Raw genomic sequence first — 24,678 nt, forward strand, 5'->3', positions numbered from 1 at the left:
GAAACATTCAAATGGCAATTTCAAATGCAGATATCTTAGAAGCAGTTGGTTCAATGTCAGTTTTAGACTTGACAGCTTTCATTAAAGAAATCGAAGAAAAATTTGGCGTATCAGCTGCAGCAGTTGCAGTAGCGTCAGCAGCAGGTGGTGCAGCTCCAGCTGCAGCAGCTGAGCAAACTGAGTTCAACGTTGTGCTAGTAAGCGCAGGCGAGCAAAAAGTTGGCGTGATTAAAGCTGTTCGTGAATTAACTGGTTTAGGCTTGAAAGAAGCTAAAGACCTAGTTGATGGCGCACCAAAAACAATTAAAGAAGGCGTTTCAAAAGCTGACGCTGATGCAGCATTGAAAAAATTGATCGAAGCTGGCGCAACTGGCGAAATCAAATAATACATCTTTAAGTGTATAAATTAGGCTGACGGGTGACCGTCAGCCTTCGCCATTTGTAATGGCCTGCAATGTAACAAATTGTAATTGCGTCAATATCACGTAATTACATAGCAGTACTGCCGTATTAAGCCTTCAGTTAATCAGTAACTGAGGTTAGAGGTGAAAATACTTACGTAATGGATGTAGTGCAAAAAAGTATTTTAATTTCTGCCCTCAAAATATCTAGGAGATGCAATGAGCTATTCCTTCACCGAAAAGAAACGCCTTCGTAAAAGTTTTGCCAAGCGAGAAAGCGTTCAAGAAATTCCCTATTTGCTGGCAATGCAATTAGAGTCATATGCTGCATTTTTGCAGACTAATGTTCCAGCTGATCAGCGTACGGAAACAGGTTTGCAATCTACATTCAGCTCTGTTTTTCCTATCGTTAGCCATTCAGGTAACGCACGTTTAGATTACGTGAGCTATCAGTTAGGCGCTGAGCCGTTCGATGTTAAAGAATGTCAGCAACGTGGTTTGACTTATGCTGCACCATTGCGTGTACGTGTACGTTTGACCATTATGGACAAAGAGGCTTCTAAGCCAACCGTAAAAGAAGTTAAAGAACAAGAAGTTTACATGGGCGAGTTGCCTTTGATGACTGAAAATGGTTCATTTGTGATCAACGGTACCGAGCGTGTGATCGTATCTCAATTGCACCGTAGCCCAGGCGTGTTCTTTGAGCATGACCGTGGTAAAACTCATAGCTCAGGTAAATTGCTATTCTCAGCGCGTATCATTCCTTACCGTGGTTCATGGTTAGACTTCGAGTTTGACCCTAAAGACTACTTGTATTTCCGTATTGACCGTCGCCGCAAAATGCCGGTGACTATTCTGTTGAAAGCACTTGGTTACACACCAGAGCAAATCATTTCAACTTTCTACGATTTCGATACATTCCACATCAGCAAATCTGGTGTTGAGTTCACCGTAGTGCCTGAGCGCTTACGTGGTGAAGTAGCTAAATTTGATATTCTGGCTAAAGACGGTTCAGTGATTGTTGCTAAAGACAAACGCATTACCGTTAAACATATCCGTGATATGGAAAAAGCAGGCGTGAGCGAGATCGCTGTGCCGCAAGATTTCATTCTAGGCCGTGCTTTAGCTAATACTATCGTTGACCAAGAAACTGGCGAGGTCGTAGCAAATGCTAACGATGAAGTCACTGAGTCTTTATTGGGCAAGTTGGTAGATGCAAACATCCGTACCGTAAGCACCTTGTATTCAAACGATTTGGATCATGGCGACTACATTTCACAAACACTACGTATTGATGAAATTCCTGACCAATACAGCGCACGTGTAGCGATCTACCGTATGATGCGTCCTGGCGAGCCACCTACTGAAGAGTCAGTAGAAGCTTTGTTCCAAGGCTTGTTCTTCAGTGAAGAGCGTTACGATCTGTCACGCGTAGGCCGTATGAAGTTTAACCGTCGCGCATTCCCAGAGAAAGCTGAAGAGCGTCAATCTAACTGGATTCGCAGATTCTATGAAGCTGTTGGCGTACAAGGCGACGAAGGTGCTAACACCTTGTCTAACGAAGACATCTTAGCTGTTATCGGCGTATTGCTAGAATTACGTAACGGCCGTGGCGAGATCGATGACATCGACCACTTAGGTAACCGTCGTATCCGTTCAGTAGGTGAGTTGGCTGAGAACCAATTCCGTACTGGTCTAGTGCGTGTAGAGCGTGCAGTTAAAGAACGTTTGTCACAAGCTGAATCAGACAACCTGATGCCGCATGACTTGATTAATGCTAAACCAGTATCAAGTGCAATCCGTGAGTTCTTCGGTTCATCACAATTGTCACAATTTATGGACCAAACCAACCCATTGTCTGAAATTACGCACAAACGTCGTATTTCAGCACTTGGCCCAGGTGGTTTAACTCGTGAACGTGCTGGCTTTGAGGTACGTGACGTACACTCAACCCACTATGGTCGCGTATGTCCGATTGAAACGCCAGAGGGTCCGAACATTGGTTTGATCAACTCATTGGCATTGTATGCACGTACTAATGAATATGGTTTCTTAGAAACACCATATCGCCGTGTAGATGCAAATAAAGTATCCGATACGATTGACTACTTGTCAGCGATTGAAGAGAGTCAGTACATGATCGCGCAAGCGAATACTGATTTAGATACTAAGAACTTATTTGTTGATGATTTGATTTCTTCACGTCATCACAACGAGTTTACGATGACGCAGCCTGACCGTGTTCAATACATGGACGTGGCGCCAGGTCAAATTGTGTCTGTGGCTGCATCTTTGATTCCATTCTTGGAACACGATGACGCGAACCGTGCATTGATGGGTGCAAACATGCAACGTCAAGCGGTACCATGTCTACGCGCTGAAAAAGCCGTGGTAGGTACAGGTATTGAGCGTACAGTGGCAGTTGACTCTGGTACTGTAGTAACCGCACGTCGTGGTGGCTTGGTGGACTACGTGGACTCAGCTCGTATCGTGATTCGTGTGAACGATGAAGAAGCGAAAGCTGGTGAAGTTGGTGTAGATATTTACAACTTAACTAAATATACGCGCTCTAACCAAAATACCAATATTAACCAACGTCCATTGGTTAAAGTGGGTGACAAGCTAGCACGCGGTGACGTGATTGCGGATGGTGCTTCTACCGATATGGGTGAGTTGGCGCTAGGTCAAAATATGTTGGTAGGCTTTATGCCTTGGAACGGTTATAACTACGAAGACTCGATCTTGATTTCAGAGCGCGTAGTAGCAGATGACCGTTACACTTCTATCCATATTGAAGAACTGTCAGTGGTTGCACGTGATACAAAACTTGGTGCAGAAGAAATCACACAAGATATTTCAAACTTGAGTGAGCGCATGTTAGCGCGTCTGGACGAAGTGGGTATTATCCACATCGGTGCTGAAGTTGAAGCTGGTGACGTATTAGTGGGTAAAGTGACACCAAAAGGTGAGACACAGCTGACACCAGAAGAGAAATTGCTACGTGCGATTTTTGGTGAGAAAGCATCTGACGTTAAAGATACATCACTACGCGTGCCTTCAGGCATGAGCGGTACTGTAATCGACGTACAAGTGTTTACACGCGAAGGCATTGACCGTGATGCACGTGCACAACAAATTATTGATGACCAATTGGCACACTACAAGCAAGACTTGGCTGACCAAATGCGTATCGTGGAAGACGATGCATTCGGCCGTATCCGTCGCTTGATCGAAGGCAAAGTGGCTACTGGCGGTCCTAACAAATTGAAAAAAGGCGAAGCATTAACTGCTGAGTACTTAGAGTCTGTTGGCCGTTATGACTGGTTTGATATTCGTTTATCAGATGAAGAAGCAGCGCGTCAGTTAGAGCAGTTGAAAGACAGCTTGTCACAAGCGCGCATTGAGTTTGATAACCGTTTTGAAGAGAAAAAACGTAAATTGACGCAAGGTGACGAATTGCCACCAGGCGTACAAAAAATGGTTAAGGTTTACCTAGCTGTTAAACGTCGTATCCAACCTGGTGACAAGATGGCGGGTCGTCACGGTAACAAGGGTGTGATTTCAAAAATCTGCCCAGTGGAAGATATGCCGCACATGGCGGACGGTACACCATTGGATATCGTGTTGAACCCACTAGGCGTTCCTTCACGTATGAACATCGGTCAGATTTTGGAAGTGCACTTAGGTTGGGCTGCTAAAGGTTTAGGTTTACGTATCGAAGAAATGCTACGTGAAGAATCTAAAGTAGCTGAGATCCGTAAGTTCTTAGAAAAAATCTATAACGACAGCACAGGTAAGCATGAAGATATTAAATCTTTCACTGATGCGGAAATTTTAGACTTGGCGCAAAACCTCAAACGCGGCGTGCCATTTGCAACACCAGTATTTGATGGTGCAGCAGAGTCTGATATTAAAGCGATGCTTGATTTGGCGTTCCCAGATGATGATGCGCGTACTAAACAATTGCAGTTCCATGCAGGTAAAACACAGGTGACCTTGTTTGACGGCCGTACCGGCGACAAATTTGAGCGTCCTGTGACTGTAGGTTACATGCACGTGTTGAAGCTGCATCACTTGGTTGATGACAAGATGCATGCACGTTCTACAGGTCCTTATTCATTGGTTACACAACAACCATTGGGCGGTAAAGCACAATTCGGTGGCCAACGTTTTGGTGAGATGGAGGTTTGGGCGTTAGAAGCTTATGGTGCTTCATATACCTTGCAAGAGATGCTGACAGTGAAGTCTGATGACGTTACTGGCCGTACCAAAGTGTATGAAAACATCGTTAAAGGCGAGCACAAAATTGATGCAGGTATGCCTGAGTCATTTAACGTGTTAGTGAAAGAAATTCGTTCACTCGCTATCGACATCGACCTAGACCGTAATTAATTCAGGAGAGAATTCACATGAAAGCTCTATTAGACTTATTCAAACAGGTAACGCAAGAAGAAGAATTTGATGCAATTAAGATTGCGTTAGCTTCACCTGAAAAAATCCGTTCATGGTCCTATGGCGAAGTGAAAAAGCCAGAAACCATTAACTACCGTACTTTCAAGCCTGAGCGTGATGGCTTGTTCTGCGCAAAAATCTTTGGCCCTATCAAAGATTACGAGTGCTTATGCGGTAAATACAAACGCTTAAAACACCGTGGTGTGATTTGTGAAAAATGTGGCGTAGAAGTAACGCTATCAAAAGTACGTCGTGAGCGTATGGGTCATATTGACCTAGCTTCACCAGTAGCGCATATCTGGTTCTTGAAATCACTACCAAGCCGTTTAGGTATGGTATTAGATATCGCTTTGCGTGATATCGAGCGCGTGTTGTACTTTGAAGCATTCATCGTAGTTGACCCAGGCATGACACCGCTTACACGCGGTCAGTTATTGACTGAAGACGACTACTTGGCAAAAGTAGAAGAGTACGGTGATGAGTTCAATGCCGTTATGGGTGCTGAAGCGGTTCGTGAATTATTACGCACGATGGACATCGAGCGTGAAATCACTACGCTACGTCAAGACCTAGGCGCAACTGGTTCAGAAGCTAAAATCAAGAAAATCGCTAAACGCTTGAAAGTGTTAGAAGCGTTTCAAAAATCTGGCATTAAACCAGAGTGGATGATTCTTGAAATCTTACCAGTGTTGCCACCAGAGCTACGTCCATTGGTACCATTGGATGGCGGCCGTTTCGCGACTTCTGACTTGAACGATTTATATCGTCGCGTAATTAACCGTAACAACCGCTTGAAGCGCTTGTTAGAGTTGAAAGCACCAGAAATTATCGTACGTAACGAAAAACGTATGTTGCAAGAAGCAGTGGACTCATTATTAGACAACGGCCGTCGCGGTAAAGTGATGACTGGCGCTAACAAACGTCCATTGAAATCATTGGCTGACATGATCAAGGGTAAAGGCGGTCGTTTCCGTCAAAACTTGCTTGGTAAGCGTGTGGACTACTCAGGTCGTTCAGTCATTGTGGTTGGTCCACAATTGAAACTGCATCAATGCGGTCTGCCTAAGAAAATGGCGTTGGAATTGTTCAAACCATTCATCTTCCACAAACTGGAAGTATTGGGCTTAGCAACCACCATTAAAGCAGCGAAGAAAAAGGTAGAGGAAGAAGGACCAGAAGTATGGGATATCCTCGAGGACGTGATCCGCGAGCATCCAGTACTGTTGAACCGTGCGCCTACACTTCACCGTCTAGGTATTCAAGCGTTTGAGCCTATCTTGATTGAAGGTAAAGCGATCCAATTGCACCCGTTAGTTTGTGCGGCATTCAACGCCGACTTTGACGGTGACCAAATGGCGGTTCACGTTCCATTGAGCTTAGAAGCACAAATGGAAGCACGTACCTTGATGTTGGCTTCAAACAACGTACTATCACCAGCTAACGGTGAGCCTATCATCGTGCCTTCACAGGATATCGTGTTGGGTCTGTACTACATGACACGTGAAAAAGTTAATGCACGCGGTACTGGCATGCGCTTCTCAGACGTGAAAGAAGTACAACGTGTGTTTGATCAAGGCTTAATTGATTTACATGCAAAAGTAACTGTACGTATCAAAGAATACGATTTGGATTTAGACGGCGTTAAAACCGAGAAAACCACACGTTACGAAACTACTGTAGGTCGTGCATTGCTGTCAGATATCTTGCCAGCAGGCTTGCCGTTCAGCCACATTGATAAAGCGCTGAAAAAGAAAGAGCTGTCAAAACTGATCAATGCTTCATTCCGTAAAGTGGGTATCCGCGAAACAGTTATTTTCGCTGACCAATTGAAAAATACTGGTTACTCATACGCGACTAAAGCTGGTATTTCTATCAGCATTAACGATATGTTAGTGCCGTTGGAAAAAGAGCAATTAATTGCTGCTGCTGATGCAGAAGTGAAAGAAATCGAAGACCAATACGTTTCTGGTTTAGTGACACAAGGTGAGCGCTACAACAAGGTAGTGGATATCTGGGGTCGTGCCGGTGATAAAGTTGCTGACGCGATGATGAAGCAATTGAAAGAAGAAGATGTATTGGATGCCGATGGCAACCAATTAAAAGACGCTAACGGTAAAGTAGTGCGTCAAGAGTCTTTCAATGCTATTTACATGATGGCCGACTCAGGCGCGCGTGGTTCTGCAGCGCAGGTACGTCAGCTAGCTGGTATGCGTGGTCTGATGGCGAAACCGGACGGTTCTATTATTGAAACGCCGATTAAAGCTAACTTCCGTGACGGTCTTAACGTGTTGCAATACTTTATTTCAACCCACGGTGCACGTAAGGGTCTAGCTGATACCGCGTTGAAAACCGCTAACTCAGGTTACCTGACACGTCGTCTGGTTGACGTAACGCAAGACTTGGTAGTGACCGAGCATGATTGCGGTACTAGCGAAGGTTTAGTCACTAAGGCGCTGGTAAAAGGCGGTGAAGTTGTAGAGCCATTGCATGACCGTATCTTGGGTCGTACCACAGCGTTGGATATCATCAATCCAGAAACACAAACAGTGGTGTACCCAGCAGGTACCTTGTTGACAGAAGATGAAGTTGAGCATATCGATGCCTTGGGTATTGATGAAGTGAAAGTGCGTACTGCGCTGACTTGCGATACACGCTACGGTATTTGTGCGAAATGTTACGGCCGTGACTTAGGTCGTGGCAAACTGATTAGTATGGGCGAGTCAGTTGGTGTGATTGCTGCGCAATCTATCGGTGAGCCAGGTACACAGTTGACCATGCGTACGTTCCACATCGGTGGTGCGGTATCACGTGCGGCTTCAGTAAGCCAAGTTGAAAGTAAATCAAACGGTGTAATCAGCTTCACATCGACAATGCGTTATGTAACCAACGCACGTAACGAGCAAGTAGTGATTTCACGTAATGGTGAAGTAATTATTGCCGATGAAAACGGTCGTGAACGTGAGCGTCATAAAGTGCCATACGGCGCTACTTTGCAAACAGCTGACGGTAAGACAGTTAAAGCTGGTCAAGCGCTTGCAACATGGGATCCACATACTCGTCCGATTATTACCGAGTACGCGGGTCGCGTGAAGTTCGAAAACGTTGAAGAAGGTGTAACGGTAGCTAAACAAATTGATGACGTGACTGGTTTGTCATCATTGGTGGTTATCGATCCTAAACAACGTGCCGGTCAAACTAAAGGCCTGCGTCCACAAGTTAAATTGTTAGATGCAAATGGCGTTGAAGTGAAACTAGCTGGCAGTGATCAGTCAGTAAACGTAACGTTCCAAATCGGTTGTATTATTACCGTGAAAGATGGTCAAGAAGTGGGTGTGGGTGAAGTGTTAGCTCGCGTACCACAAGAGTCATCTAAAACACGTGATATTACCGGGGGTCTGCCGCGCGTTGCTGAGTTGTTCGAAGCACGTTCACCAAAAGATGCAGGTATGTTGGCTGAAGTAACTGGTACCGTTTCATTCGGTAAAGATACTAAAGGTAAACAACGTTTGGTGATTACAGATTTGGACGGTATTTCAAACGAATACTTGATTCCAAAAGACAAGCACGTGACTGCGCATGATGGTCAAGTGGTAACTAAAGGTGAGACTATTGTTGACGGCCCAGCTGATCCACAAGACATCTTACGTTTACAAGGTCGCGAATCATTGGCTCGTTACATCATTGACGAAGTGCAAGACGTTTACCGTCTGCAAGGCGTTAAGATCAATGACAAGCACATTGAAGTGATCGTACGTCAAATGTTGCGTCGTGTACGTGTGACGGATGCAGGTGATACCAGCTTTATCTTAGGTGAGCAGGTTGAGCGTGCTGATTTGTTGGCTGAAAATGAAGTGGTGATTGCGCAAGACAAACGTCCTGCACTGTTTGAATATGTGTTGCTTGGTATTACTAAAGCTTCATTATCAACAGACTCATTCATCTCAGCTGCGTCATTCCAAGAAACAACACGCGTATTGACCGAAGCTGCAATCTTGGGCAAACGTGATGACTTACGTGGTCTGAAAGAAAACGTTATTGTTGGTCGCTTGATTCCAGCTGGTACTGGTTTGGCATATCACGAAGCGCGTAAGCGTGCAGCGGTTGCCGGCGGTGTGCCACAAAATGAAGCGCCAGCAGTAGAAGTAGTTGAAGCAGAAGAAGTAGCAGTAAATGTAACAACCGAAGTAAGTAGTGAAATAGATGCACAATAGAATCAGATAATTAAGTCTTGACAATAAAAGTCAGGCTAAATAGAATGCTGAGTTCTTCAGGATGGTGTTATTGTATTAACACCATCCTTGTCTATTTTATAGATTTTGAAATAAACAATTTTAGAGAACAACATTAGAGGTTATAGGCAATGCCAACCATCAATCAGTTAGTACGTAAGCCACGCGTTAAAGTGGTTACAAAGAGCAAAGTGCCAGCACTTGAAGCTTGTCCACAAAAACGTGGTGTTTGCACTCGCGTTTATACTACAACACCTAAGAAGCCAAACTCAGCGCTACGTAAAGTTGCTAAAGTGCGTCTAACCAATGGTTACGAAGTAATTAGCTACATCGGCGGTGAAGGCCATAACTTGCAAGAGCATAGCGTAGTGTTACTACGTGGTGGTCGTGTAAAAGACTTGCCAGGTGTGCGTTACCATATGGTGCGCGGTAGCTTGGATACTGCAGGCGTTAAAGATCGTAAACAATCACGTTCTAAATACGGTGCTAAGCGTCCTAAAGAAGCTAAAGCTAAGTAATTGCAGTCAACCAACAACGGTTTTATTAATGTAGCGGCTAACCAAAAGCCTTGCTTGAGCAGTTGCTAGCAAAACATAAAAGAGAATAGAGAAGATTATGCCAAGACGTAGAGAAGTCCCCAAACGTAATATCCTGCCGGATCCAAAATTCGGCAGCACAGAAGTTTCAAAATTTGTAAACGTGCTAATGACAGGTGGTAAAAAATCTGTTGCTGAGCGTATTTTGTACGGTGCATTTGACCAAGTGACTAGTAAAACTAGCAAAGACGCTTTAGAAGTGTTCACTTTAGCGTTAAACAACCTACGCCCGCTAGTTGAGGTTAAGAGCCGTCGCGTTGGTGGTGCTAACTACCAAGTGCCTGTTGAGGTTCGTCCTAGCCGTCGTAGTGCGTTGGCAATGCGTTGGTTGCGTGATGCAGCGCGTAAGCGTGGTGAGAAATCAATGGGCTTGCGTTTAGCGGCTGAGTTGGTTGAGGCTTCTGAAGGCCGTGGTTCAGCTATGAAGAAACGTGAAGAAGTTCACCGTATGGCTGAAGCTAACAAAGCGTTCTCACATTTCCGCTTCTAATTGGTTAATTAACTGATAAGAATCGCTCTTAAAATTAAGTAAAGGTAATAAACGTGGCTCGTCAAACCCCTATTAATCGCTATCGTAACATTGGTATCTCTGCTCACATCGATGCAGGTAAAACAACTACGACTGAGCGTATTTTATTTTATACAGGCGTTAATCATAAGATTGGTGAAGTGCATGATGGCGCGGCAACCATGGACTGGATGGAGCAAGAGCAAGAGCGTGGTATTACCATTACTTCTGCTGCTACTACCTGCTTCTGGAAAGGTATGGCTGGTCAGTTTGATCAACATCGCATCAACATTATTGATACCCCAGGCCACGTTGACTTTACAATTGAAGTAGAGCGTTCAATGCGTGTGCTTGACGGTGCATGTATGGTTTACTGTGCGGTAGGTGGTGTGCAGCCACAATCAGAAACTGTATGGCGTCAAGCTAACAAGTACAAAGTGCCACGTCTAGCGTTCGTTAATAAAATGGACCGTGCTGGTGCTAACTTCTTCAAAGTGTACGATCAAATGCGTGCGCGTTTGAAAGCTAACCCTGTGCCTTTGCAAGTGCCTATCGGTGCTGAAGAGAAATTCGAAGGTGTGGTTGACTTGATCAAGATGAAAGCTATCTTCTGGGATGAAGCATCTCAAGGTATGAAGTTTGATTACCGTGATATTCCTGCTGATCTTCAAGCTGATTGCGACAAATGGCGTGAGAACATGGTTGAAGCTGCTGCTGAAGCCAGTGAAGAGTTGATGAATAAATACCTAGAAGAAGGTGATTTGTCAGAAGCGGACATCCTTTTAGGTCTGCGTACACGTACTATTGGTTCAGAGATTGTGCCAATGATGTGCGGTTCAGCATTCAAAAACAAAGGTGTGCAAGCGATGTTGGATAAGGTTATCGAATTGATGCCTGCGCCAACAGATATTCCAGATACTAAAGCTGAAGATGGCGATGGTAATGAAATTCACTTGAAAGCTTCTGATGATGAGAAATTCTCTGCATTAGCGTTCAAGATCATGACAGACCCGTTTGTTGGTCAATTGATTTTCTTCCGCGTGTACTCAGGTGTGGTTAACGCTGGTGATACCGTGTACAACCCAATCAAAGGTAAAAAAGAGCGTATTGGCCGTATCGTGCAGATGCATGCTAATACACGTGAGCCGATTGAAGAGGTTCGTGCTGGCGACATCGCGGCTGCAGTAGGTCTGAAAGAGGCAACAACAGGTGATACATTGTGTGCGTTAGGTACAGAAATTATCCTTGAACGTATGGTGTTCCCAGAGCCAGTAATTCACGTTGCGGTTGAGCCAAAAACTAAAGCTGACCAAGAGAAAATGGGTGTTGCTTTAAATCGGTTAGCACAAGAAGATCCTTCATTCCGTGTTAAAACTGATGAGGAAACTAACCAAACCATTATTTCAGGTATGGGTGAGTTGCACTTGGAGATCTTGGTTGACCGTATGAAACGTGAGTTCAACGTTGAAGCTAACGTTGGTGCGCCACAAGTTGCTTACCGTGAAGCGATTAAGAAATCTGTTGAAGTTGAAGGTAAGTTCGTTAAACAATCAGGTGGTAAAGGTCAGTATGGCCACGTATGGTTGAAAATGGAACCGAATGAAGCTGGTAAAGGCTTTGAGTTCGTTGACCAAATTAAAGGTGGTACTGTGCCGCGTGAATTCATTCCTGCGGTTGAAAAAGGTCTGCGTGAAACCATTCCTTCAGGTATCTTGGCTGGCTTCCCAGTGGTTGACGTTAAAGTGACTCTGTTTGATGGTTCATACCATGATGTTGACTCGAACGAGAACGCATTTAAGATGGCAGCATCTATCGGCTTTAAAGATGGTATGCGTAAAGCTGACCCAATCTTGCTTGAGCCTATGATGGCAGTTGAGGTTGAAACCCCAGAAGATTACATGGGTGACGTAATGGGTGACTTGTCTTCACGCCGCGGTATGATTCAAGGTATGGAAGATAGCCCATCTGGTAAAGTAATCCGTGCAGAAGTGCCATTGGCAGAGATGTTTGGTTACTCAACTGTTGTGCGTTCATTGTCACAAGGTCGCGCTAGCTACAGCATGGAATTCAAGCACTACTCAGAAGCTCCAAGAAACGTGGCTGACGCAATTATTAACAAAAAATAATTCATTATTACGTATTTAAATAAGTTTAGATAAAAGGACTATAAAGATGGCAAAAGGTAAATTCGAACGGACCAAGCCGCACGTTAACGTAGGTACAATTGGCCACGTTGACCATGGTAAAACAACACTAACAGCAGCGATCACCACTGTGTTAACGAAGAAATTTGGCGGCGAAGCAAAAGCTTACGACCAAATTGACGCGGCACCAGAAGAAAAAGCACGTGGTATTACCATTAACACAGCACACGTTGAGTACGAGACAGCAAACCGTCACTACGCACACGTTGACTGCCCAGGCCATGCTGACTATGTTAAAAACATGATTACTGGCGCTGCTCAAATGGACGGTGCTATTCTAGTATGTTCAGCAGCTGACGGTCCTATGCCACAAACACGTGAGCACATCCTGTTGGCACGTCAAGTTGGCGTACCATACATCGTTGTATTCTTAAACAAAGCTGACATGGTTGATGACGCTGAGTTGTTAGAGCTAGTTGAAATGGAAGTGCGTGACCTGTTGTCTAAATATGACTTCCCAGGCGACGACACACCAATCGTTAAAGGCTCAGCTAAACTAGCGCTAGAAGGTGACCAATCACCAATCGGCGAACCAGCAATCTTTGCATTAGCTGACGCACTAGACAGCTACATCCCAATGCCAGAGCGCGCTGTTGACGGCACATTCTTGATGCCAGTTGAAGACGTATTCTCAATCTCAGGTCGTGGTACAGTTGTGACTGGCCGTATTGAGCGTGGTATTGTTAAAGTGGGTGACGAGATCGAAATCGTTGGTCTAAAAGACACACTAAAAACAACCTGTACAGGCGTGGAAATGTTCCGTAAATTACTAGACCAAGGTATGGCTGGTGATAACGTGGGTGTATTGCTACGTGGTACAAAACGTGAAGAAATTGAACGTGGTCAAGTATTGGCTAAAGCTGGTTCTATCAAACCACACACAAAATTCACAGCAGAAATCTACGTGTTGGGTAAAGATGAAGGTGGTCGTCACACACCATTCTTCCAAGGTTACCGTCCACAATTCTACTTCCGTACGACAGACGTAACTGGCGCAGTTGAATTGCCAGCAGGTACAGAAATGGTAATGCCAGGTGACAACGTATCAATCACAGTAACATTGATTGCACCAATCGCGATGGAAGAAGGCTTACGCTTCGCTATCCGTGAAGGTGGTCGTACTGTTGGTGCTGGTGTTGTAGCTAAGATTATCGAGTAATTTTTGTAGTTAAATCAAACGGCAGGGTGAACCCTGCCGTTTCGCTCTTTTGAAAGGCAGTAAAAAATGACAAACCAAAAAATCCGTATCCGTCTTAAAGCATTTGATTATCGTTTGATTGATCAATCAGCTCAAGAAATCGTAGAAACTGCCAAGCGTACCGGCGCTGTTGTTAAGGGTCCAGTACCATTACCAACACGTATCGAGCGTTTTGATATTCTGCGCTCACCACACGTAAATAAAACTTCACGTGACCAATTCGAAATCCGTACCCATCAACGTTTAATGGACATCGTGGATCCTACTGATAAAACAGTGGATGCATTAATGAAATTAGATTTGCCTGCTGGTGTGGATGTTGAAATTAAGTTGTAAAAACTTAAGTAGTAAAATCTAGTTGTAAAAAAAATGGAGGTTGGGTATAATCCGGCCTCTTTCACAGAAGTCGGTCAATTGTAATCGACTTTTTAACTAAAATATAAGGAAACGATCATGAGCTTAGGGCTTATTGGTCGCAAAGTGGGTATGACCCGCGTGTTTACTGAGGATGGCGCAAGCGTTCCAGTAACCGTGTTGGAAGTTGTACCTAACCGCGTGACACAGATCAAGACGACCGCAAGCGATGGCTACACTGGCCTTCAAGTAGCTTACGGCACACGTCGTGCCAGCCGTATCAACAAAGCATTGACTGGGCATTATGCTAAGTCAGGTTCTGCTGCAGGTGCTGGTATTCATGAATTCTCAGTCGGTGACGACGTTTTAGCTAATTACACGCCTGGTGCAAATATCACTGTTGATATTTTTCAAGCGGGTCAAAAAGTTGACGTTACTGGCACATCTTTAGGTAAAGGCTTTGCTGGCGCAATTAAACGCCATCACTTTAGCTCTAACCGCGCATCTCACGGTAACTCACGTTCACATAACGTACCTGGTTCTATCGGTATGGCGCAAGATCCTGGTCGCGTTTTCCCAGGTAAGCGTATGCCTGGTCACTTGGGTGCAGTTAAAGTAACTACACAGAACTTAGAAATCGTTCGTGTAGACGTTGAGCGCAACCTATTGTTGATTAAAGGTGCTATCCCTGGCTCTAAAGGTGGCGACGTTGTAGTACGTCCAGCCATTAAAGTGAAAGGGGTTAAATAATGGAACTTAAGTTAATAGATAAAAATGGTAAGCCAGCTAAAAAAGGCGTGACTGTATCTGAAGGTACATTTGGTCGCGAATTTAATGAAGCTTTGGTGCACCAAGTTGTTGTTGGTTACATGGCAAATGCCCGTACTGCTACACGTGCTCAAAAGGGCCGTGACACAGTTGCGCATACGACCCATAAACCTTACGCGCAAAAAGGTACTGGTAACGCTCGTTCAGGTATGAGCTCAAGCCCTATCTGGCGTGGAGGTGGTCGTGCATTCCCTAACTCACCTAATGAAAACTTCAGCCATAAGGTTAACCGTAAGGCTTACCGTGCTGGTATGCAAACTATCTTGTCAGAATTAGTTCGTCAAGACCGTTTAAGCGTAGTTGAAGAGTTTTCTGTTGATACGCCTAAAACTAAGGCGTTGGCAGAGAAAGTCAAGGGTATGGGTTATGCAGGTGGCGTGTTAGTGCTAACTGATAGCTTTAACGAGAACTTATATTTATCTTCACGTAACTTAACTAACGTAATGGTGGTTGAAGCGCAATTTGCTGACCCAGTTAGTTTGGTACGTTTCCCTAATGTAGTTGCTACTGAGGGTGCAGTGAAGAAGCTTGAGGAGATGTTAGCATGATGAACGCTATTACTAAAACTCAAGATCGTTTGTTACAAGTAATTTTAGCTCCGCAAATTACTGAAAAAGCAACTTACATTGCTGACAAACATCAGCAAATCGCATTCAAAGTGCGTACTGATGCTACTAAACCAGAAATCAAAGCAGCTGTTGAGCTTGTTTTTAATGTTGAAGTGGCTAGTGTTGCTGTAATTAATGTTGGCGGCAAAACTAAACGCGCTGGCAAAAATTTAGGCAAGCGTAAAGACTGGAAAAAAGCTTATGTTAGCTTGAAGCCAGGCCAAGAAATTAACTTCGCAGCGGGCGAATAAGGAGAGAAGATATGGCATTAGTTAAAGTCAAACCAACTTCCCCCGGCCGTCGTGGTGTACTAAAGGTGGTAACACCTGATTTGTACAAGGGTAAACCTCACGCACCGCTGTTGGAAAGTCAAAGCAAAAACGCTGGCCGTAATAACAACGGTCACATTACTACACGTCACCAAGGTGGTGGTCATAAGCAACATTATCGCTTGATCGATTTCCGTCGTAATAAAGATGGTATCCCAGCGAAAGTTGAGCATATTGAATACGATCCAAACCGCACTGCGCACATCGCTTTGTTGTGCTACGCAGACGGTGAACGTCGTTACATCATTGCTCCACGCGGTATCGCTGCTGGTGCACAATTGATCAGTGGTTCAGATGCGCCTATTAAAGTAGGTAATGCAATGCCATTGCGCAATATCCCGGTTGGTAGCACGATCCATTGTATCGAGTTGCAACCAGGTAAAGGTGCTCAGTTGGCGCGTTCAGCAGGTACTTCTGTGCAATTGCTTGCACGTGAAGGCAGCTACGCTCAATTACGTTTGCGTTCAGGCGAAGTTCGTCGCGTACACGTTGACTGCAAAGCAACTTTAGGTGAAGTGGGTAATGAAGAGCATTCACTACGTTCAATTGGTAAAGCTGGTGCGATGCGCTGGCGTGGTGTTCGCCCAACCGTTCGCGGTGTGGTGATGAACCCGGTTGATCACCCTCACGGTGGTGGTGAAGGTAAAACAGCTGCTGGTATGAATCCAGTGAGCCCATGGGGTGTTAAAACTAAGGGTTACCGTACACGTAGTAGCAAACGTACGGATAATATGCGCGTTAGTCGTCGTCCAAGGAATGTAAGGTAATCATATGGCACGTTCACTTAAAAAAGGTCCATTTATTGATGGTCATTTGGCGAAAAAAGTAGAAGTTGCTGCGGCAACTCGCGATCGTAAACCAATTAAAACTTGGTCACGTCGCTCTACGATTTTCCCAGATTTTATCGGTCTTACTATTGCGATTCACAATGGTAAACAACACATTCCAGTGTTGATTTCTGAAAACATGGTTGGTCACAAGCTTGGTGAGTTTGCGTTAACACGTACATTCAAAGGGCATGCAGCTGACAAGAAAGCTAAGAAGTAGGAGCTGAATTATGCAAGTATCTGCAATATTAAAAGGTGTGCATCTTTCTCCGCAAAAAGCTAGATTGGTTGCTGACCTTGTTCGTGGCAAAAAAGTTGATCACGCACTTAACATCTTGAACTTCACACCTAAAAAAGGTGCTGAGATCATCAAGAAAGTTGTTGAGTCTGCGATCGCTAACGCTGAACATAACAATGGGGCTGATATCGACGAATTGAAAGTTACTTCAATTTATGTTGATAAAGGCATTGTGTTGAAACGTATTCGCCCACGTGCAAAAGGTCGCGCTGGTCGTATTACTAAACCAACCTGTCACATTCATGTGACTGTCGGTAACTAAGGGACAATCATGGGTCAGAAAATTAATCCAATTGGTTTCCGTCTGAGCGTTCAAAAGAACTGGGCCTCACGTTGGTATGCCAATAGTAAGAACTTCCCTGCGATGTTGCAAAGCGACATCAAAGTGCGCGAGTTTTTGAATAAGAAACTAGCAAGTGCTGCAGTTAGTCGTATCATGATTGAGCGCCCAGCTAAAAATGCAAAAATCACTATTTACAGTGCACGTCCAGGCGTTGTTATCGGTAAAAAAGGTGAAGACATTGAGTCATTGCGTTCTTCATTACAAGGTTTGATGGGCGTTCCAGTTCATTTGAACATTGAAGAAGTGCGTAAGCCAGAGCTTGATGCTACTTTGATTGCACAATCAATTGCGCAACAACTTGAAAAACGTGTGATGTTCCGCCGTGCCATGAAGCGTGCAATGCAAAATGCAATGCGCTTAGGTGCACAAGGTATCAAGATCATGAGTTCAGGTCGTTTGAACGGTATTGAGATTGCACGTACCGAATGGTACCGTGAAGGCCGTGTGCCACTACATACATTGCGTGCTGACATTGATTACGGTGTGGCTGAAGCTTCAACTACATACGGTATCATCGGTATCAAAGTATGGGTGTTCAAAGGTGAAATTTTTGCAGGTAATGCTCAAGCCGCGCAAGCTGCTGTAGCACCAGCTGCAGAACCTGAAAAAAGAGTAAGAAAGGCGAGGGCTAAAGATGCTACAACCGTCTAGACAAAAATACCGTAAGATGCAAAAAGGCCGTAATAAAGGCATTGCAACTACGGGTAATAAAGTAAGTTTTGGTGATTTCGGTTTAAAAGCGGTAGGTCGTGGTCGTTTGACAGCACGTCAAATTGAAGCGGCACGTCGCGTGATGACTCGTCACATTAAACGTGGTGGTCGTGTATGGATTCGTATTTTCCCTGACCAACCAATTTCTAAAAAACCTGCAGAAGTACGTATGGGTAACGGTAAAGGTAGTACAGAGTACTACGTAGCTCAAATCCAACCAGGTAAAATGTTATACGAGATGGACGGTGTTAGTGAAGAGCTAGCACGTGAAGCGTTCCGTTTGGCTGCTGCTAAGCTACCAATCGAGACGACATTCATGACTCGCCAACTTGGTAGTTAAGGACAAGGAAGCTAATATGAAAGCAACCGATTTAAGAGCAAAAAGCGTTGATGAGCTAAATGCAGAGTTGATTGAATTGCGCCGTGCACAATTCTCTCTACGTATGCAATTGGCTACTCAGCAATTAAATAAAGTAGATCAGCTAGGTAAAGTACGCAAAGATGTAGCGCGTGTTAAGACTGTGTTAGCTGAGAAAGCAAAGCAGGCATAATATGACCGATACAACAAAAGTAGTACGTAGTCTTACTGGTCGTGTAGTTAGCGACAAGATGGACAAAACTGTTACTGTGTTAGTTGAGCGTAAAGTTAAACATCCTTTGATTGGTAAAGTGGTTCGTCAGTCTAAGAAGTTTCACGCGCACGATGAAACAAACAGTTGTAAAGAAGGTGATTTGGTGACTATCGTTGAAAGTCGTCCATTATCAAAAACTAAAACTTGGGTTGTTAAACAGGCCTAAGTTTGATAATTACGCAATTACCGTTAAAAGTAATTGCGTAATTGTTTTAAGCTGTATATAATGTTTTGTTTTTCGGCGAGCGACTTTCATAAGTCATAAAGCTCTCGCCCCAATACTGACCGTGGTCTGTCGGCCGACATAGTTTTTTAACTATAAATGGCCGGTGTTGGTTTTTACGGATTAAGTTGGAGATTACTCTCATGATTCAAATGCAATCTCGGCTAGAAGTTGCCGACAACACTGGTGCGCGCTCTGTGCAATGCATCAAGGTGTTAGGTGGTTCTAAACGTCGTTACGCTGGTATTGGCGATATCATTAAGGTTAGCATCAAAGATGCTGCGCCTCGTGGTCGCGTTAAAAAAGGCGAAGTGTACAGTGCGGTTGTTGTGCGTACTGCTAAAGGTGTTCGTCGTCCAGACGGCTCTTTGGTTAAGTTCGACGGTAATGCAGCTGTGTTGTTAAATAACAAGCTCGAACCGATTGGCACACGTATTTTTGGGCCAGTGACTCGTGAATTACGTTCAGAAAAATTCATGAAAATCGTTTCACTAGCGCCAGAAGTTTTGTAGGAGCTCACATGAATAAAATTCGCAAGGGTGATCAAGTCATCCTGAATACAGGTAAAGATAAAGGCAAGCAAGGTACAGTGTTAAGTATTCTTGAGTCAGGTCACGTTGTTGTAGAGGGTCTTAACCTAGTTAAGAAACATGCAAAACCTAACCCGATGAAGGGTATCGCTGGTGGCATTATTGCTAAAGAGATGCCGATTGACATCTCAAACGTTGCTTTATTTAACAGTGCGACCCAAAAAGGTGATCGCGTAGGCTTTAAGACATTAGAAGATGGTCGCAAAATTCGCGTATTCAAATCTAATGGCGAAGCAGTTGACGCATAGGAAGAATAATGGCGCGTTTAAAACAATACTATAAAGACTCAGTTGTTAAGTCATTGACTGAGCAATTTGGTTACACTTCAGTGATGCAAGTGCCTCGCATCGAAAAAATCACCCTGAACATGGGTGTTGGTGAGGCTGTTGCTGACAAGAAAGTGATGGAGCATGCTGTTGGTGATATGGAGAAAATTGCTGGTCAAAAAGCAATCGTAACCAAAGCTAAGAAATCAGTGGCTTCATTTAAAATTCGTGATGACTATCCTGTTGGATGTAAAGTTACTTTGCGTCGTGAACGCATGTACGAGTTTTTGGATCGCTTGGTAACAGTAGCTATTCCTCGTATCCGTGACTTCCGTGGTATTTCTGCTAAATCTTTTGATGGCCGTGGTAACTACAACATGGGCGTTAAAGAGCAGATCATTTTCCCTGAGATTGAATACGATAAAATCGACGCAATCCGTGGGATGAATATCACTATTACAACTACTGCGAAAACTGATGAAGAAGCAAAAGCATTACTTGCTGCATTCAGTTTCCCTTTCAGAGGTTAAGATATGGCTAAAACCTGTATGACAGAGCGCGAAATCAAACGTCGCGCAACTGTAAGTAAATTTGCTGCAAAACGTGCGGCACTTGAAGCTGCAATGAACGATGTTAATGCTACTGCTGAAAGTCGTTTTGAAGCGCGTATGAAATTCCAAGCGCTTCCACGTAACTCAAGCCCAGTGCGCCTACGTAATCGTTGTGCTTTGACTGGTCGCCCACGTGGTGTGTTTAGTAAATTTGGTATTGCGCGTAGTAAATTGCGCGATTTAATGATGAGTGGCCAAGTGCCAGGCGTCACCAAAGCTAGCTGGTAATAGGGGAATAGATCTATGAGTATGAGTGATCCAATTGCCGATATGTTAACCCGTATCCGCAATGCGCAGATGGTTAATAAAGCGGTTGTAACTATGCCTTCTTCTAATGTTAAGTCAGCTATTGCTAGCGTTCTTAAAGATGAAGGTTACATCGAAGACTTTGCTGTGCAAACAGAAGGTAATAAAGCAACGTTAAACATTAGTCTTAAATATTACGCAGGTCGTCCAGTTATTGAACGCATCCAACGTGTAAGTAAGCCTGGTTTACGTGTGTACAAAGGAAGCCAAGAGATTCCTAAAGTAATGAATGGCCTTGGTGTGACAATTATGTCTACATCTAAGGGTGTAATGACAGATCGTAAAGCACAGGCTGCCGGTATCGGTGGTGAAGTGCTGTGCGTAGTGGCTTAAGGAGAAGCAAATGTCACGTGTTGCTAAAAATCCAGTAGCTATTCCTGCTAAAGTTGAAGTGGTGTTAAGTGCTGACGCAATTAATGTTAGCGGCCCATTAGGTAAATTAACACAGCCTTTGACTGGCGCTGTTGTGTTGCAACGTGAAGGTGAAACTATCACTTTTGCAGCTGCAAACGACGCTCAGCATTCTCAAGCAATGTCAGGTACTTTACGTGCTTTGGTTGCTAACATGGTTAAAGGTGTATCAGAAGGCTTTACACGTAAATTGACGCTAGTTGGCGTTGGTTACAAAGCTGCTGCACAAGGTGCTGTGTTGAATTTGGAATTAGGCTATTCACATCCTATCAACCACAAAATGCCAGAAGGCGTTACTGTTGCTACACCTACACCAACTGAAGTTGTGTTAACTGGTGTGGATAAACAGGTTATTGGTCAAGTTGCGGCACAGATTCGCGCTTACCGTGCTCCAGAGCCTTACAAAGGCAAAGGTGTTCGTTATGCGGATGAAGTTGTTGTAATTAAAGAAACCAAAAAGAAATAAGGCTTAAAAAATGAACAACGTAAATAATCGCTTGCGTCGTGCACGTAAAACCCGTGCCAAAATTGCAGAGCTAAAAGTTACTCGTTTAAGTGTGCACCGTACTAACACGCACATTTATGCGCAAATTATTGCCGGTACTGGTGATAAAGTGATCGTTAGCGCTTCTACTGTAGAAGCTGAAGTTCGCAAAAACATCAAAAATGGTGGCAACGTTGAAGCTGCTACAGCAATTGGTAAATTAATTGCTGAGAAGGCGATCAAGGCTGGTGTTACTACTGTTGCTTTTGATCGTTCTGGTTACAAATATCATGGCCGTATTAAAGCGTTGGCTGATGCCGCACGTGAAAACGGCTTGTCCTTCTAATTGGTCTGACTGCTAAAGAGGTTAATGATGGCAAAAGAAATTGAACAGCAACAGCAGCAGACTGATGGTTTGCGCGAAAAAATGATTGCAGTTAATCGTGTAAGTAAAACGGTTAAAGGTGGTCGTATTATGAGTTTTGCTGCACTTACAGTAGTAGGTGATGGCGACGGCGCTGTAGGTATGGGTAAAGGTAAAGCACGTGAAGTTCCAGTTGCGGTACAAAAGGCAATGGATGAAGCACGTCGCGGTATGTTAAAAATCAATTTAACAAACGGTACTTTACATCATGCAGTTACAGGTGTTCACGGTGCTGCTAAAGTGTTTATTCAACCAGCTTCTGAAGGTACTGGCATTATCGCCGGTGGTGCAATGCGCGCTATTTTCGAGGTGATGGGTGTAACAAACGTGGTTGCTAAATGTATTGGTTCAACCAACCCTTACAACTTAGTACGCGCTACACTAAACGGCTTAGAGTCTATGAACACGCCTGCAGAGATCGCAGCTAAACGTGGTAAATCTGTTGAAGAAATTAGAGGCTAATTATGGCTAAAGCAAAAAAAGATGCATCAACTATCAAAGTAACGCTAGTAAGAAGTGTTATTGGTCGTATTGAAGCGCACAAGGCTACTGTAAAAGGTCTTGGCCTACGTCGTATGCACCATACAGTTGAGTTACAAGATACACCAGCAATTCGCGGTATGATCAATACCGTTGGCTATCTCTTAAAGGTAGAAGCATAATGCAATTAAATACAATTAAGCCTGCTGAAGGCGCAAAAAAAGAACGTCGTCGCGTTGGTCGCGGTATTGGTTCAGGTTTAGGTAAAACAGCTGGTCGTGGCCATAAAGGTCAAAAATCACGTACTGGCGGTTTTCATAAAGTTGGTTTTGAAGGCGGTCAAATGCCTATTCAACGCCGTCTTCCTAAACGTGGCTTCAAATCACTAACTAAGGCTAACACAGCACACGTTCGCACTAGCGAACTTGCTTTGATTCCTAATGAAGTGATTGACTTGTTGGCTTTGAAAGCAGCAAATATCGTTTCTGGCACAGTAACAAACGCTAAGATCTTTTTATCTGGTGATGTAACTGCTAAATACAATATCCAAGGTTTGCTATTGACTAAAGGCGCTCGCGCTGCAGTTGAAGCAGCTGGTGGTAAAGTTTTAGAAGCTGCTTAAGAGTATATATCTTGGCACAAGAAGGCATTTTAAAAACAGCGGCAAAAATGGGCGAGCTTAAAAGTCGCCTATTGTTTGTCTTAGGTGCGTTAGTTGTTTATCGATTAGGTGCTCATATTCCAGTTCCAGGGATTAATCCTGACGAACTGGCTAAGCTATTTGCTTCACAAAGCGGCGGCATCTTGGGCATGTTTAACATGTTCTCAGGTGGCGCCTTATCTAGATTCACTGTGTTTGCTTTGGGGATCATGCCTTACATTTCTGCATCTATTATTATGCAGTTGATGACGGCGGTATCACCAAGACTAGAGCAGTTGAAAAAAGAAGGTGAAGCAGGTCGTAGAGCAATTACCAAGTACACACGATACGGTACTGTAGTGCTAGCGATGTTCCAAGCGCTTGGTATTGCGATCATGTTAGAAGGTCAGCCTAATTTGGTATTTGATCCAGGCATGGCATTTAGACTAACTGCGGTGATTACTTTAGTGTCAGGCACCATGTTCTTAATGTGGCTTGGTGAGCAAATTACTGAACGCGGTATTGGTAATGGTATTTCTATCATTATTTTTGCTGGTATCGTTGCTGGTTTGCCGCACGCAATTGGTTCTACTGCAGAGATGGTGAATACGGGTGCTTTTAGTATTCCACTCGCATTCTTCTTGTTAGTAGCAACAGTGTTAGTGACTGCTTTGGTGGTGTTTGTTGAGCGTGGTCAACGTAAGATCACAGTAAACTACGCTAAGCGTCAAGTAGGTAATAAAGTGTATGGTGGACAAACAACACACTTGCCAATGAAGTTGAATATGGCTGGTGTAATTCCTCCAATTTTCGCTTCTAGTATCATTCTGTTCCCAGCGACTTTAGCGGGTTGGTTTGGTAGTAGCGAAAGCACTTTCTGGTTGAAGGATGTAGCTGCTGCATTGTCACCAGGACAGCCTATCTACATATTGTTGTTTGCTGCTGCTATTTTCTTCTTTTGCTTTTTTTATACAGCATTGCAGTTTAATCCTAAGGATACAGCTGACAATTTGAAGAAAAGTGGTGCCTTTGTTCCTGGCATTAGACCTGGTGATCAAACAGCGAAATATATTGATCGTATTATGGGCCGTTTAACTTTGGTAGGTGCTGCTTATATTACCTTGGTATGTTTGTTACCTGAGTTCTTGATTTTGAAATTTAATACGCCTTTCTATTTTGGCGGTACTTCTTTGTTGATTATTGTCGTAGTGACTATGGACTTTATGACACAGGTACAGTCTCATTTGATGTCTCATCAATACGAGGGGTTACTTAGAAAAGCTAATTTTAAAGGTAACGCACCTAGCGTTAAGTAATTGTAGATGGCCAAAGAAGATAGAATTGAAATGCAAGGTGAGATTTTAGAAAATCTCCCCAATGCTACTTTCAGAGTTAAATTAGAAAATGGTCATGTAGTTTTAGGCTATATTTCAGGAAAAATGCGTATGCACTACATTCGTATTTTGCCTGGCGATAAAGTCACCGTAGAGATGACGCCTTATGATTTATCGCGTGCGCGAATTACCTTCCGTGCAAAATAAATCATAATCGTTGTATGCATACAGTTTAGTTGTATTGGAGTGAAATATGAGAGTTCGTGCATCAGTAAAGGCTTTATGCCGTAATTGTAAAGTTGTTCGTCGCCGTGGCGTTGTGCGCATTATCTGCACAGATCCACGTCATAAACAACGTCAAGGTTAATTGATTAATCTCAATTAATCCAAA

The 24,678-nt window shown here is 43.9% G+C and carries 31 protein-coding genes; all 31 read left to right on the forward strand.

The features are described 5' to 3' along the window. Window positions 1-11 precede the first annotated feature (11 nt). A complete protein-coding gene (gene rplL / locus MMOL_RS01735) occupies window positions 12-386 on the forward strand; it encodes a 50S ribosomal protein L7/L12 (protein ID WP_015831289.1) in 375 nt (124 codons plus the stop codon). A 234-nt stretch (window positions 387-620) separates the two neighbouring features. Next, on the forward strand, window positions 621-4,793 hold the full coding sequence (gene rpoB / locus MMOL_RS01740) for a DNA-directed RNA polymerase subunit beta (RefSeq protein WP_015831290.1): 4,173 nt from the start codon (window positions 621-623) through the stop codon (window positions 4,791-4,793). A 17-nt stretch (window positions 4,794-4,810) separates the two neighbouring features. After that, window positions 4,811-9,064: a DNA-directed RNA polymerase subunit beta' gene (gene rpoC / locus MMOL_RS01745; RefSeq protein ID WP_015831291.1), complete on the forward strand. Its 4,254-nt coding sequence runs from the start codon at window positions 4,811-4,813 to the stop codon at window positions 9,062-9,064. A 149-nt stretch (window positions 9,065-9,213) separates the two neighbouring features. After that, window positions 9,214-9,600 (forward strand): 30S ribosomal protein S12, encoded by a 387-nt coding sequence (gene rpsL, locus MMOL_RS01750; RefSeq protein WP_015831292.1) that lies wholly within the window; start codon window positions 9,214-9,216, stop codon window positions 9,598-9,600. 97 nt (window positions 9,601-9,697) lie between these two features. Beyond that, a complete protein-coding gene (gene rpsG, locus MMOL_RS01755; RefSeq protein ID WP_015831293.1) occupies window positions 9,698-10,168 on the forward strand; it encodes a 30S ribosomal protein S7 in 471 nt (156 codons plus the stop codon). A gap of 53 nt (window positions 10,169-10,221) precedes the next feature. Further along, window positions 10,222-12,312, forward strand: coding sequence for an elongation factor G (gene fusA, locus MMOL_RS01760; RefSeq protein ID WP_015831294.1), 2,091 nt, complete (start codon window positions 10,222-10,224; stop codon window positions 12,310-12,312). A gap of 46 nt (window positions 12,313-12,358) precedes the next feature. After that, window positions 12,359-13,549 (forward strand): elongation factor Tu, encoded by a 1,191-nt coding sequence (tuf, locus tag MMOL_RS01765; protein WP_015831283.1) that lies wholly within the window; start codon window positions 12,359-12,361, stop codon window positions 13,547-13,549. A 66-nt stretch (window positions 13,550-13,615) separates the two neighbouring features. Beyond that, window positions 13,616-13,924, forward strand: coding sequence for a 30S ribosomal protein S10 (rpsJ, locus tag MMOL_RS01770; RefSeq protein ID WP_015831295.1), 309 nt, complete (start codon window positions 13,616-13,618; stop codon window positions 13,922-13,924). A gap of 117 nt (window positions 13,925-14,041) precedes the next feature. Continuing rightward, entirely contained in the window at window positions 14,042-14,692 is a 651-nt protein-coding gene (rplC, locus tag MMOL_RS01775) for a 50S ribosomal protein L3 (protein WP_015831296.1), read from the forward strand. Further along, window positions 14,692-15,318 carry a 50S ribosomal protein L4 gene (gene rplD / locus MMOL_RS01780; RefSeq protein WP_015831297.1) on the forward strand — a complete coding sequence of 209 codons (627 nt, stop codon included), beginning with the start codon at window positions 14,692-14,694 and terminating at the stop codon, window positions 15,316-15,318. Before rplC ends, rplD begins: the two co-directional genes overlap by 1 nt. Further along, on the forward strand, window positions 15,315-15,629 hold the full coding sequence (gene rplW, locus MMOL_RS01785) for a 50S ribosomal protein L23 (RefSeq protein ID WP_015831298.1): 315 nt from the start codon (window positions 15,315-15,317) through the stop codon (window positions 15,627-15,629). The genes rplD and rplW overlap by 4 nt, the downstream gene beginning before the upstream one ends. Before the next feature lie 11 nt (window positions 15,630-15,640). Then, on the forward strand, window positions 15,641-16,474 hold the full coding sequence (gene rplB, locus MMOL_RS01790; protein WP_015831299.1) for a 50S ribosomal protein L2: 834 nt from the start codon (window positions 15,641-15,643) through the stop codon (window positions 16,472-16,474). Window positions 16,475-16,478: 4 nt separating this feature from the next. Then, window positions 16,479-16,754, forward strand: coding sequence for a 30S ribosomal protein S19 (rpsS, locus tag MMOL_RS01795; RefSeq protein WP_015831300.1), 276 nt, complete (start codon window positions 16,479-16,481; stop codon window positions 16,752-16,754). 10 nt (window positions 16,755-16,764) lie between these two features. Next, on the forward strand, window positions 16,765-17,094 hold the full coding sequence (rplV, locus tag MMOL_RS01800; protein ID WP_013147044.1) for a 50S ribosomal protein L22: 330 nt from the start codon (window positions 16,765-16,767) through the stop codon (window positions 17,092-17,094). Window positions 17,095-17,103: 9 nt separating this feature from the next. Beyond that, on the forward strand, window positions 17,104-17,826 hold the full coding sequence (rpsC, locus tag MMOL_RS01805; RefSeq protein WP_015831301.1) for a 30S ribosomal protein S3: 723 nt from the start codon (window positions 17,104-17,106) through the stop codon (window positions 17,824-17,826). After that, window positions 17,810-18,226, forward strand: a complete 417-nt coding sequence (gene rplP / locus MMOL_RS01810; protein ID WP_015831302.1) for a 50S ribosomal protein L16 — start codon at window positions 17,810-17,812, stop codon at window positions 18,224-18,226. Before rpsC ends, rplP begins: the two co-directional genes overlap by 17 nt. 16 nt (window positions 18,227-18,242) lie before the next feature. Next, window positions 18,243-18,437, forward strand: coding sequence for a 50S ribosomal protein L29 (gene rpmC / locus MMOL_RS01815; protein WP_015831303.1), 195 nt, complete (start codon window positions 18,243-18,245; stop codon window positions 18,435-18,437). A 1-nt stretch (window position 18,438) separates the two neighbouring features. Further along, window positions 18,439-18,684 carry a 30S ribosomal protein S17 gene (gene rpsQ, locus MMOL_RS01820; protein ID WP_015831304.1) on the forward strand — a complete coding sequence of 82 codons (246 nt, stop codon included), beginning with the start codon at window positions 18,439-18,441 and terminating at the stop codon, window positions 18,682-18,684. Window positions 18,685-18,884: 200 nt separating this feature from the next. Next, window positions 18,885-19,253, forward strand: a complete 369-nt coding sequence (rplN, locus tag MMOL_RS01825) for a 50S ribosomal protein L14 (protein WP_015831305.1) — start codon at window positions 18,885-18,887, stop codon at window positions 19,251-19,253. Window positions 19,254-19,261: 8 nt separating this feature from the next. After that, on the forward strand, window positions 19,262-19,579 hold the full coding sequence (gene rplX, locus MMOL_RS01830) for a 50S ribosomal protein L24 (RefSeq protein ID WP_015831306.1): 318 nt from the start codon (window positions 19,262-19,264) through the stop codon (window positions 19,577-19,579). Between the two features lie 8 nt (window positions 19,580-19,587). Next, window positions 19,588-20,127, forward strand: a complete 540-nt coding sequence (rplE, locus tag MMOL_RS01835; protein WP_015831307.1) for a 50S ribosomal protein L5 — start codon at window positions 19,588-19,590, stop codon at window positions 20,125-20,127. A gap of 3 nt (window positions 20,128-20,130) precedes the next feature. Continuing rightward, window positions 20,131-20,436 (forward strand): 30S ribosomal protein S14, encoded by a 306-nt coding sequence (gene rpsN, locus MMOL_RS01840; protein WP_015831308.1) that lies wholly within the window; start codon window positions 20,131-20,133, stop codon window positions 20,434-20,436. Window positions 20,437-20,451: 15 nt separating this feature from the next. Next, window positions 20,452-20,847, forward strand: coding sequence for a 30S ribosomal protein S8 (rpsH, locus tag MMOL_RS01845; protein ID WP_015831309.1), 396 nt, complete (start codon window positions 20,452-20,454; stop codon window positions 20,845-20,847). A gap of 10 nt (window positions 20,848-20,857) precedes the next feature. Next, window positions 20,858-21,391, forward strand: coding sequence for a 50S ribosomal protein L6 (rplF, locus tag MMOL_RS01850; protein ID WP_015831310.1), 534 nt, complete (start codon window positions 20,858-20,860; stop codon window positions 21,389-21,391). 10 nt (window positions 21,392-21,401) lie between these two features. Then, the gene (gene rplR / locus MMOL_RS01855) at window positions 21,402-21,755 is read left to right on the forward strand and encodes a 50S ribosomal protein L18 (RefSeq protein WP_015831311.1); all 354 of its coding nucleotides are present in this window, start codon (window positions 21,402-21,404) and stop codon (window positions 21,753-21,755) included. Between the two features lie 27 nt (window positions 21,756-21,782). Continuing rightward, complete coding sequence (gene rpsE / locus MMOL_RS01860) at window positions 21,783-22,295, forward strand: 30S ribosomal protein S5 (RefSeq protein WP_015831312.1); 513 nt, start codon at window positions 21,783-21,785, stop codon at window positions 22,293-22,295. 2 nt (window positions 22,296-22,297) lie between these two features. Next, a complete protein-coding gene (rpmD, locus tag MMOL_RS01865) occupies window positions 22,298-22,495 on the forward strand; it encodes a 50S ribosomal protein L30 (RefSeq protein ID WP_015831313.1) in 198 nt (65 codons plus the stop codon). Continuing rightward, window positions 22,495-22,935, forward strand: a complete 441-nt coding sequence (gene rplO / locus MMOL_RS01870; RefSeq protein WP_015831314.1) for a 50S ribosomal protein L15 — start codon at window positions 22,495-22,497, stop codon at window positions 22,933-22,935. Before rpmD ends, rplO begins: the two co-directional genes overlap by 1 nt. Window positions 22,936-22,982: 47 nt before the next feature. Continuing rightward, window positions 22,983-24,269: a preprotein translocase subunit SecY gene (gene secY / locus MMOL_RS01875; protein WP_420794743.1), complete on the forward strand. Its 1,287-nt coding sequence runs from the start codon at window positions 22,983-22,985 to the stop codon at window positions 24,267-24,269. 6 nt (window positions 24,270-24,275) lie between these two features. Beyond that, window positions 24,276-24,494, forward strand: a complete 219-nt coding sequence (gene infA / locus MMOL_RS01880; protein ID WP_015831316.1) for a translation initiation factor IF-1 — start codon at window positions 24,276-24,278, stop codon at window positions 24,492-24,494. Window positions 24,495-24,540: 46 nt separating this feature from the next. Beyond that, window positions 24,541-24,654 carry a 50S ribosomal protein L36 gene (gene rpmJ / locus MMOL_RS12000; protein WP_013147060.1) on the forward strand — a complete coding sequence of 38 codons (114 nt, stop codon included), beginning with the start codon at window positions 24,541-24,543 and terminating at the stop codon, window positions 24,652-24,654. Window positions 24,655-24,678 lie beyond the last annotated feature (24 nt).

It is taken from the genome of Methylotenera mobilis JLW8, from assembly GCF_000023705.1.
Taxonomy (GTDB): domain Bacteria; phylum Pseudomonadota; class Gammaproteobacteria; order Burkholderiales; family Methylophilaceae; genus Methylotenera; species Methylotenera mobilis.

Coding starts and splice junctions, on each gene's coding strand:
- rplL (WP_015831289.1), top strand. CDS start 12: ATGGCAATTTCAAATGCAGATATCTTAGAAGCAGTTGGTTCAATGTCA.
- rpoB (WP_015831290.1), top strand. CDS start 621: ATGAGCTATTCCTTCACCGAAAAGAAACGCCTTCGTAAAAGTTTTGCC.
- rpoC (WP_015831291.1), top strand. CDS start 4,811: ATGAAAGCTCTATTAGACTTATTCAAACAGGTAACGCAAGAAGAAGAA.
- rpsL (WP_015831292.1), top strand. CDS start 9,214: ATGCCAACCATCAATCAGTTAGTACGTAAGCCACGCGTTAAAGTGGTT.
- rpsG (WP_015831293.1), top strand. CDS start 9,698: ATGCCAAGACGTAGAGAAGTCCCCAAACGTAATATCCTGCCGGATCCA.
- tuf (WP_015831283.1), top strand. CDS start 12,359: ATGGCAAAAGGTAAATTCGAACGGACCAAGCCGCACGTTAACGTAGGT.
- rpsJ (WP_015831295.1), top strand. CDS start 13,616: ATGACAAACCAAAAAATCCGTATCCGTCTTAAAGCATTTGATTATCGT.
- rplC (WP_015831296.1), top strand. CDS start 14,042: ATGAGCTTAGGGCTTATTGGTCGCAAAGTGGGTATGACCCGCGTGTTT.
- rplD (WP_015831297.1), top strand. CDS start 14,692: ATGGAACTTAAGTTAATAGATAAAAATGGTAAGCCAGCTAAAAAAGGC.
- rplW (WP_015831298.1), top strand. CDS start 15,315: ATGATGAACGCTATTACTAAAACTCAAGATCGTTTGTTACAAGTAATT.
- rplB (WP_015831299.1), top strand. CDS start 15,641: ATGGCATTAGTTAAAGTCAAACCAACTTCCCCCGGCCGTCGTGGTGTA.
- rpsS (WP_015831300.1), top strand. CDS start 16,479: ATGGCACGTTCACTTAAAAAAGGTCCATTTATTGATGGTCATTTGGCG.
- rplV (WP_013147044.1), top strand. CDS start 16,765: ATGCAAGTATCTGCAATATTAAAAGGTGTGCATCTTTCTCCGCAAAAA.
- rpsC (WP_015831301.1), top strand. CDS start 17,104: ATGGGTCAGAAAATTAATCCAATTGGTTTCCGTCTGAGCGTTCAAAAG.
- rplP (WP_015831302.1), top strand. CDS start 17,810: ATGCTACAACCGTCTAGACAAAAATACCGTAAGATGCAAAAAGGCCGT.
- rpmC (WP_015831303.1), top strand. CDS start 18,243: ATGAAAGCAACCGATTTAAGAGCAAAAAGCGTTGATGAGCTAAATGCA.
- rpsQ (WP_015831304.1), top strand. CDS start 18,439: ATGACCGATACAACAAAAGTAGTACGTAGTCTTACTGGTCGTGTAGTT.
- rplN (WP_015831305.1), top strand. CDS start 18,885: ATGATTCAAATGCAATCTCGGCTAGAAGTTGCCGACAACACTGGTGCG.
- rplX (WP_015831306.1), top strand. CDS start 19,262: ATGAATAAAATTCGCAAGGGTGATCAAGTCATCCTGAATACAGGTAAA.
- rplE (WP_015831307.1), top strand. CDS start 19,588: ATGGCGCGTTTAAAACAATACTATAAAGACTCAGTTGTTAAGTCATTG.
- rpsN (WP_015831308.1), top strand. CDS start 20,131: ATGGCTAAAACCTGTATGACAGAGCGCGAAATCAAACGTCGCGCAACT.
- rpsH (WP_015831309.1), top strand. CDS start 20,452: ATGAGTATGAGTGATCCAATTGCCGATATGTTAACCCGTATCCGCAAT.
- rplF (WP_015831310.1), top strand. CDS start 20,858: ATGTCACGTGTTGCTAAAAATCCAGTAGCTATTCCTGCTAAAGTTGAA.
- rplR (WP_015831311.1), top strand. CDS start 21,402: ATGAACAACGTAAATAATCGCTTGCGTCGTGCACGTAAAACCCGTGCC.
- rpsE (WP_015831312.1), top strand. CDS start 21,783: ATGGCAAAAGAAATTGAACAGCAACAGCAGCAGACTGATGGTTTGCGC.
- rpmD (WP_015831313.1), top strand. CDS start 22,298: ATGGCTAAAGCAAAAAAAGATGCATCAACTATCAAAGTAACGCTAGTA.
- rplO (WP_015831314.1), top strand. CDS start 22,495: ATGCAATTAAATACAATTAAGCCTGCTGAAGGCGCAAAAAAAGAACGT.
- secY (WP_420794743.1), top strand. CDS start 22,983: ATGGGCGAGCTTAAAAGTCGCCTATTGTTTGTCTTAGGTGCGTTAGTT.
- infA (WP_015831316.1), top strand. CDS start 24,276: ATGGCCAAAGAAGATAGAATTGAAATGCAAGGTGAGATTTTAGAAAAT.
- rpmJ (WP_013147060.1), top strand. CDS start 24,541: ATGAGAGTTCGTGCATCAGTAAAGGCTTTATGCCGTAATTGTAAAGTT.